Below are 7,859 nucleotides of genomic sequence, written 5' to 3'. Positions count from 1 at the left end.
ACCGTTGGTCGCCGACGAAGGTGCCGAGACCGAACGCGTGCTGGGCACCCACTGGCACGGCCTGCTGGAGAACGACACGTTCCGCCGCAAGTTCCTGCTGTGGGCCGCTGATCGTGCGGGCAGGGACTTCGTGCCGGGCGAGGTGAGCTTCCAGGCCGCCCGCGAGGCTCAGCTGAACCTGCTGGGCGACCTGGTCGCGGAGAACCTCGACACCAAGGCCGTCATCGACCTGCTGGAACGAGGAGCTCCCGCGGGGCTTCCGTTCGTGCCGCCCGGCGCACCGCCAGCTGCGGGATAGCGAGCCCCAGCAGCACCAGCCCGCCGGCCGCCGCCTGGAGCGTGGACACGTCCTCGCCGAGGAACAGCCACGCCGAGAACATCCCGAACACCGGAACCAGCAACGAGAACGGCGCCACGACGGACGACTCGTACTTGCGCAGCAGGAACCCCCAGATGCCGAACCCGAGCAGCGTCGAGATCCACGCCACGTACCCGATCGCGCCCACCCCGGCCCAGTTCAGGCGACCCAGCGCGGACATGTCCTCGGTCAGGAACGCCAGCGCGAACAACGGCAGCACCGCCACCGCGCTCACCCACACCATGAACCGCAACGTGTCCGCGGGCTTCGCGTAGCGCATCAGCACGTTCGACACGCCGAAGAGCGCCGCCGCCACGATGACCAGCATGAACCCGAGCAGCGGCGAGCTCAGTCCGTAGTCCCACGCGATCACCCCGATACCCGCGACGGCCAGCGCGATGCCGGTGACCTGCACGGGCCGCGGCCGTTCGCGCAGGACGACGGCGGCGAACACCGTCGTGAAGATCACCTGGCTCTGCAGCACCAGCGACCCGAGCCCGGCCGGCATGCCCGCCTTGAGACCGATGAACAGGAAGCTGAACTTCGCCACGCCGAGCACCAGCCCGACCGCGATGATCCAGCGCCACGCCACCCGCGGCCGTCCCACGAAGAAGATCGCCGGTACCGCGGCCGCGAGGAACCTCAGCGCGGAGAACAGGATCGGCGGGAACTCGTCGAGGCCGACCTTGAGCACGACGAAGTTGAAGCCCCAGATGGCGGCGACGAACAAGGCGAGCAGGACGTGACGGGGATTCATGGGACCAAGCTTGCACGCGCTAACTATTTAGCACTAGTTCCGCTTGCTTAGGGTATGGGTTTAGCATTGCTACATGCTCGACCTGGGAAGGCTCAAAGCACTGCACGCCGTGGCGACGCACGGCACGGTCGGCGCCGCAGCGGACGTGCTCGGCTACACGCCGTCCGCGGTCTCGCAGCAGATCGCCAAGCTCGAACGCGAAACCCGCACCACGCTGCTGGAACGCCAGGGCCGGGGCGTCCGCCTCACCGACGCCGCGCTCCTGCTCGCCGAGACCGCCGGGCAGGTCCTCAAGCTCGTGGAAGAGGCCGAGGTCGCCCTGGAGGAACAACGCGGAGCCGCGATCGGCCGCCTCTGCGTCGGCTCGTTCGCCACGGCCGCGCGAGGCCTCCTGCCCGACGTGCTGGCCGGCCTGGCCGAACAGCACCCGGCGCTGGACGTGCGCCTGACCGAGGTCGATCCGCCCGAGGCGGGCGAGGCCGTGGCGCGCGGCGAGCTGGACCTCGCGATCGTGCACGACTGGGAGAACACCCCGCTGCCCGTGCCGGACTCGTTGTCGCGCATGCCGATCCTGCGGGACGTGGCCGATGTGCTGATCCCCGCCTCGAATCCGTTGTCGCGCAAGGAGTTCCTCGAACCCGCCGACCTCGCGGGGCTGCGGTGGATGTGCCAGTCCGAGGGGTCGATCTGCTTCGACTGGCTGGTGCGGACGTTCCACGCGGCGGGCATCGAGCCGGAGCTGGCCTACCGGGTCAACGAGTACCACACGCAGTACGCGTTGCTGGCCAAGGGAATCGGGGTCGCGTTGATCCCGCGGCTGGGGCGGGGGGAGGTGCCGGGCAACGTGCGCGTGGTGCCGTTGCGGCCTACTCCTGCGCGGCAGTTGTACGCGGTGTGGCGCAAGCAGGCCTCCCGTCGACCGGCGATCACGGCGGCGCTGGAGGTGATCAGGCAGGTCGCCGATCAGATGTCCTCGCCCTCGTCGTAGGTGCCTGCGGCACGGTCGCGAGCGCGTCGGGCGGTGAGTTCGGCGTGCGCTGCCTGCGAGATGATGAGCAGGTCGATCTCGACCGGCTCCTGGTCGGCCCTCACCTCGCCGACCTCGTCGATCATGTTCTCGACGATCGACTCTGCGTACAATCGGGCGACTTCGCGCTTGTCAGCCATGGGCGCCTTCATGTTGGCGATCTCGGCTTCCGGGCCGGTCGTGGGCTTGTTCTTGCGAATGCGCTCGACGATCGCGCTGTAGGTGCGACTGATCTTGCTGCGAACGAAGACGGCTGGGTGTCTTCCGACCTCGGTGAGGTGCTCGACGTCCAGACCGAACTTCTTGCGTCCACCGTAGAGGTTCTGCAGCTTCGAGGCCGCCGCACGCAGGTACCGGTAGACCGAAGCCTCGTCCTGAGAGGCGGCTGCGTTGCCGATGCGCGCTTTGGCGTCGTTGGTTGCGTTGATCTTGCGAGTTGCGGACGCCTTGCTCTTGCCCACGAACCTGTCAACGGCCCGCTCGTTGAACCCGACGGCGTGATCCGACAGGTGCACCGGTACCGCCCTCACCTGGCCCATCTCCTGGCCGAGCTTCGGTCTCTTCCAGTTGGCGAAGTTGTTCAGGTAGTCCTTCATGGTCTGGGCTGCTGTGGACTCGAACAGCGAGGCTGCGGCATCCGTGTCGTCTTCTTCCTCGGCGGGGATGTCGACGCTGTCCGTCTTCATGGTCTGCACGTGGACGTGCTCGGACTTCGAGCTCTTGCTCTCCACGACGAGGTTGAGCGGCACGTTGTACTTGTTGCGGATCTTGGCGACGCGACTCTCTGCGTCGGTGTGGGACTTGCTGCCGCGCAACGCCTTCCCCGCGGCTTTGATCGCCGCTTCCTTCGGGTCGGCGGGCTCGCCGGTGAGCTTCGCCTTGGCCGACGCCACCTTGCCCTTGACCCACTTCTTGCCCGCTTCGACCTTGCCCTTCACCCACGCCTTGCCCGCGGCCACCTTCGCCTTCACCTTGGCCCCGACACCCTTGGCGGCCTTGATGATCGGCCCGGCCAGTGTCAGCCCCTTCTTGATCACCCAGTCCAGCGCCTTGTTCACCGGCTTCTGCAGCGTCTCGATGATCGACTTGATCTTCGCGCCGATCCCGCCCAGCCCGATCGCGCTGGCGAGGAAGCCGATGATGATCGGGACCATCTGGCCGAGCACGTCGTTGATCTTGTTGACGACGCCGCTCACGTTGCCGCGCACGATGTCGGCCACCGAGTCGATGACGGTGTTGACGAACTTCATGATGCGGCTGCCGTTGTTCACGAAGAACATCACGACGTCGTAGATGAGCTTGCAGGCCTTGATGAACGCGGCGGCGGGGTTCAAGAGCCCGATCAACCAGGTGATGCCGGCGGTGATGATCTTCGTGATCACGAAGTCCTTCACCTGCTCCAGGATCATGTTCTTGATGTCGCCCAGCTTCTCCAGCAGCATCTGCCACAGGCCCGCGACGCCCTGTGTCGTCAGGACCTGGAAGATCTCGACGCCCTTCTCGGCCGCCGCCATGGCCTTCTCGCCGATCTGGAGGACGAGGCGGTTGCGGATGTTCGACCAGGTCAGGCCGAAGATCGACGCCAGCAGTTTGACGATGCCGCGCAGGTCGAACTTCTCGGGCAGTTCGATGCCTGCCTCGGCGAGGGCGCCGAACAGCCAGCCCATCAGGCCCTTGCGCAGGTGGTCGAGGATGTTGTCCTTGAATTTGAGGATGCCGCCCTTCACGCCGGCGATCAGGTTGCCGAGGAACTCGACGGGCTTCTTGATGATGTCGCCGACGACTCCGGCCGCGCGGGAGAGCACGTCGCGCAGCATCGCGGCGAGCTCGCGGATGGTGTTGATGACGCCCTTGACGGCGTCGATCGCGGCGTCGACGAAGCCCTTGTTCTCCGCCTGCAACGCCTCGATGCGCTCGTCGAGGCCTTGACGTGCCTCGACGTACTTGCTGGCCAACGAGTCCACGACCGAGTTCTGCTTGTCGGTGACGTCGCTCTCCAGCTGCTCGAACTTGGAGTTGATCTCTTCGGACGCCTCGGCGCCGACCTTCTGCAGGTCGGGCGACAGCGTCTTCACATAGGCGGCGATTTCGGCCTTGCCCGAAGCGATCTTCTGCTTGGCCAGGGAGAGGTCGGTGCCCACGATGTCGGCGACGCGGGAGATCACGCCGTCCATCTGCTTCAGGTAGAGCTCGCGGCCGGCGGTGTAGAACTCGTTCACCTTGTCCGGCATGCCCATCAGCTTGTCCTTGGCCCAGCGGAACCCGCCGAGCCAGCCGGAGTACCGATCCTGTTTGTAGGCACCGACTTTGGCCGCCACGAACGCCTCGAACGCCTGTCGCGCGTTCGCCTCACCCTTGGTGAACGCCTCGTCGACCTTCGGGTCGATGCCTTCGAGGATCTTCTTCACCTCGGCCTCGGTGGCCGTGAAGATGCCCTGCACGCGCGTGGTCACCTCGGCGCGCTTGGCCTCGTCCTTGGTCTTCGTCTTCCCCTTGTCCGCCACCAGTTTCGCCAGCGCGGCACCCTTCGCGCCCTGCATCCCCGCCACACCGGCGGCGGTCTCGGCGGACGCGTCGGCCTTGGCCTGGCCCAGTACTTGCTGTTCTTGCGCGCGGAACTGGCCAGGCGCGGTGTCGGCGTGCGCGGCGGCGGCGCCCTTCGCGTCCAGGGCCTGCTGGAACTGCGGCTCGTTCGACTGCCGCAACTGCTCGTCGGTGACGTCGCCCTGTTCCTGCGCGACCTGCTGCTTGCCCGCGGACAGGTCGGTCTGCGCCGGCGCGGCCGGCTTCGGCACGGCACCCGCGGCCGGGATCGAAGCAGCGGTGCCGGGGTTTTCCGCAGCCATCGGCGTGACCGGTTTCGGCACGGCCTTCGACTGGTCCGGCGGCGCATCGGTGGCGGCGGCCACGTCCCTGGCCTGACCCTGAGTCCCCTGGGAGACCATGCCTTTCACCTCGGACGCGACCCCGTCCGCCTTGCCGGCGGGTGATGTCGCGTCCTGCAGGGTCTTCGGCGACTTCGCCTCGATCGCGGACTTCACCGCCGCGATGAACGCCTGCTTGTCGAACGAACCGGCCTGCTGCGCGTCCATCGAGTCGACCTTCGAGGCCTTCGCCTGCCCGGCCAGGTCGTCCGCGGGGGCCTGCGCGGCGTCCTGTGCTTCCTTGGCCTTCGCGGCGGCGGGCGGGTGCGCCTTCTTGTCCGCCGCGAACCCCTTGACCTTCGCGGTCACCTGCATGAACGCCGGATCCGCCGCCGCGACGGCAGGAACCGCAGGCGCCGCAACGGGTTTCGCCGAATGACCACCGCCCGTGGCTGCCGGCCGAGCGCCTGCCTTGCCGAGCTTCGACTGAGCAGGCACCGGTTTCGGTGGTGGCACGGGCTTCTTGGGCTGCACGGCGTTCGGCCCGAACCCCGTCGTCGTCACGGCCAGCGCGGACGCGGGCGGTTTCGGGCCCTCCAACGTCACCGGCACACCAGCCGACTGCGCTGCCTTCAAACCCTTCTCGACGGTGTCGATGTCGGGCTCGGAACCGCGCACCTCCTTCAGGGCGGCGTCGATCGGCGTCGAGTCCGGCTGCTTCTGCTTGGCCGCCATGAGCGCGCCCACGGCCGCGTTGCCCGCGTCGCGTTGCAGCGCGAGCAAAGCGTGCAAACCGGGGCCTGCCTTGCGCTTGCCGTCCGCGAGGGCGGCCGTGACCTTCTCTTCGGCTGACCGGCGTGCGGCGACCATGGGACGAGCGTGACCGGGCCCGGCGAGCTGGAAAACGACCGCCAGGCACACGCAGGGGCAGTGATCCCCGCCCTAAGGGGCAACGATCACGTGCCTCTTCTTCGGCGCCATCACCTTCAGCACCGCCTTGGCCTCGCGCACCACACCCGCGATGTCCTTCTTGAAGGTCTTGAAGTACGGCTCGATGGTCAGCGTCGCGGTGTCCTTGGTCTCCACCACGTTCCAGGTGCCGCGCACGAACCCGTCCACCAGGAACGTCGGTGGGAACACGGCGTTGCGGACCGCACCCCACCGCGCCCGCGCATCGTCGCTCATGATCCGCGTCTTGTCGGCATGGCCGAACATCACGCTGTCGAACGCCGGCAGCAGCCGTGCGGGCGCGGGCGTGCTCTCGTCCACGATCACCCCGTCCGGCACGTCCAGCAGCACCTTGCCCGCCTCGTTGCGGTACTCCACCAGATCCAGGTCGGCCGCGTGCGCCTTCAACCCGATCAACCGCGACCAGGCCTGCATGTCCGCGAGCGTCGCCGGCCCGAACGCCCGCAGGTACCGCGTGATCAGCTCGTGCACCGCGGCCTCGGCAGGCAGGTCCTTCCCGAGCCACGTGGTCATCGCGATGTTCTGCGGAATGCCGCCCACGCCCCAGATCCCGCGCGGCGGCACCTGGACCATCGGCACCAGCATCTGCGCCTGCGTCGACAGCTCACGCGCCCTCGCCTCGGGGAAGTGCTCCTCCAGGTGCGCGCCGATCTCCGCCACCGTCCGCGGGTCGGTGTCGACGAACTCGCGGGTGATCCGGGTCAGCTTGTCCAGGTCGATCTCGACCCGCTCGGCGGGCGGCATCACGTTGCGCGCCCACTTGTTCAGCTCGGGCTGCAACGCCGTGCGCATCAGGTACACGTCCGACGCCGAGATCAGGTGCAACGTGCCGCGCCACAACGTCATGCGCACCAGCGACCGGTCGATGATCAGCTTGCTCAGCGCGTCGAACTTGTACGGCTTGAGCCGCGTCCACAGCGCGAGGTACGGCGGCACCGGCGCCTGCGCGTGCAGACCGCCGAGGTGCTCGACGGCCTCGACGATCGGCATGCTCGTCCGCTCCAGGAGCAGCTGCCGCGCCAGCAGCGTCCGGTTCAGCGTGCGGTTCGAAAGTGTTGTCGTCACAGCGAATCGAAGAACTTCCTGATGTCCTGGACCAGCAGGTCCGGTTCCTCCATGGCGGCGAAGTGACCGCCGCGGTCGAACTCCGTCCAGTGCACGAGCGTCGGGATCATCTTCTCCGCCAGCGACCGCACCGGCGCGCTGATGTCGTGCGGGAAGATCGCGACCCCGGTCGGCACGGTGGTCGGCTGCGGCTTGCCCCAGGACGCGGACTGCTCCTTGTACAGCGCCGCCGACGAGCCCGCCGTGCCGGTGAACCAGTAGATCGACACGTTGGTCAGCATGCGGTCGCGGTCCACCGCGTCCTCCGGCACGCCCTTGTTGTCCGTCCAGTCGTGGAACTTCTCGGTGATCCACGCCAGCTGCCCGACCGGCGAGTCGGTCAGCCCGTAGGAGAGCGTGCGGGGCCGGGTGCGCTGGACGTGCATGTAGCCGGAGAGCTCCTGCTGGTAGTGGTCGAGCGACTCGAGCGACTTGAGCTCTTCCGGCGTCAGGTCGTTGACCCCGGACGGCCGGAACGTCTGCAGCATGTTCACGTGCACGCCGACGACCTGCTCGGGGAACACCCGGCCGAGCTCCTGCGCGATCCCGGAACCCCAGTCGCCGCCCTGCGCGCCGTACCGCTCGTAGCCCAGACCCTCCATGAGCTTCGCGAACGCCCACGCGATGCGCAGCACGTTCCAGCCGGTCTTCTGCACCGGCCCGGAGAAGCCGAAGCCGGGGATCGACGGGATCACCAGGTGGAAGTCCCGCGACAGCGGCTCGATCACGTCCAGGAACTCGGCGAACGAGCCCGGCCAGCCGTGGATCAGCAGCAACGGC

5 protein-coding genes and 1 pseudogene are annotated in these 7,859 nt (G+C 67.8%); 2 read left to right on the top strand and 4 right to left on the bottom strand.

Features of this window, described 5'->3' with window-relative positions; translation table 11 throughout:
* A pseudogene (locus UK23_RS52555) lies at positions 1 to 298 on the top strand (cobyric acid synthase CobQ); the annotation flags it as partial.
* Here the strand turns inward: UK23_RS52555 and UK23_RS06695 are convergent.
* Complete coding sequence (locus UK23_RS06695) at positions 222 to 1,115, bottom strand: EamA family transporter (RefSeq protein ID WP_045310503.1); 894 nt, start codon at positions 1,113 to 1,115, stop codon at positions 222 to 224. The pseudogene UK23_RS52555 and the gene UK23_RS06695 sit on opposite strands and share 77 nt — an antisense overlap.
* Before the next feature lie 73 nt (positions 1,116 to 1,188).
* On the opposite strand from UK23_RS06695, the gene UK23_RS06690 reads away from it, so the two are divergent.
* A complete protein-coding gene (locus tag UK23_RS06690; protein ID WP_045310502.1) occupies positions 1,189 to 2,103 on the top strand; it encodes a LysR family transcriptional regulator in 915 nt (304 codons plus the stop codon).
* On the opposite strand, the gene UK23_RS06685 is transcribed toward UK23_RS06690, so the two are convergent.
* The 3 genes from UK23_RS06685 to UK23_RS06675 all read right to left on the bottom strand — a co-directional run.
* The gene (locus tag UK23_RS06685; protein WP_196777644.1) at positions 2,079 to 5,876 is read right to left on the bottom strand and encodes a phage tail protein; all 3,798 of its coding nucleotides are present in this window, start codon (positions 5,874 to 5,876) and stop codon (positions 2,079 to 2,081) included. The genes UK23_RS06690 and UK23_RS06685 overlap by 25 nt on opposite strands.
* Before the next feature lie 72 nt (positions 5,877 to 5,948).
* A complete protein-coding gene (locus UK23_RS06680; RefSeq protein WP_045310501.1) occupies positions 5,949 to 7,040 on the bottom strand; it encodes a winged helix DNA-binding domain-containing protein in 1,092 nt (363 codons plus the stop codon).
* A partial coding sequence (locus UK23_RS06675) for an alpha/beta fold hydrolase (protein WP_045310500.1) occupies positions 7,037 to 7,859 on the bottom strand: 823 nt, incomplete at its 5' end. The genes UK23_RS06675 and UK23_RS06680, both read right to left, overlap by 4 nt.

The organism is Lentzea aerocolonigenes, from assembly GCF_000955955.1.
GTDB classification, from domain to species: domain Bacteria; phylum Actinomycetota; class Actinomycetes; order Mycobacteriales; family Pseudonocardiaceae; genus Lentzea; species Lentzea aerocolonigenes_A.
The sequence above is the reverse complement of the archived record's forward strand: the minus strand, read 5'-3'. Positions and strand labels throughout refer to the sequence as shown.